The organism is Streptococcus sp. HMSC065E03 (assembly GCF_001815045.1).
Taxonomy (GTDB): domain Bacteria; phylum Bacillota; class Bacilli; order Lactobacillales; family Streptococcaceae; genus Streptococcus; species Streptococcus parasanguinis_AD.
In genome coordinates this window covers 1-247 of record NZ_KV818831.1, presented here as the reverse complement: position 1 = coordinate 247, position 247 = coordinate 1, and the positions used below count along the sequence as shown (strand labels likewise).

Here is a 247-nt window from a genome sequence, read left to right as displayed (position 1 = left end):
TCTCTTGCAAACTTCAATTAAGCATGATGAACAAACTCTATCCTAAACTGGCTTATCCAGAGGAAATAAAAGCATATTATTTGGAGGATCTGCCAAGGACGCCTATCAAAACATTGGTGACCATTTACAAAACCTATATGGGGCGTTACAAGCTGAAGGATACGATTTCTGCTAGCAAAGCTCAGGTTTTGTATATCTATGGTGAAAAAGAATTAAACTGTGTGAAAGCATCGGCGAAATTATTTCA

Annotated in this window: 1 pseudogene; it reads left to right on the top strand. The window is 37.2% G+C overall.

Features of this window, described 5'->3' with window-relative positions:
- Window positions 1–247, top strand: a pseudogene (locus HMPREF3002_RS00070) (alpha/beta hydrolase); the annotation flags it as partial.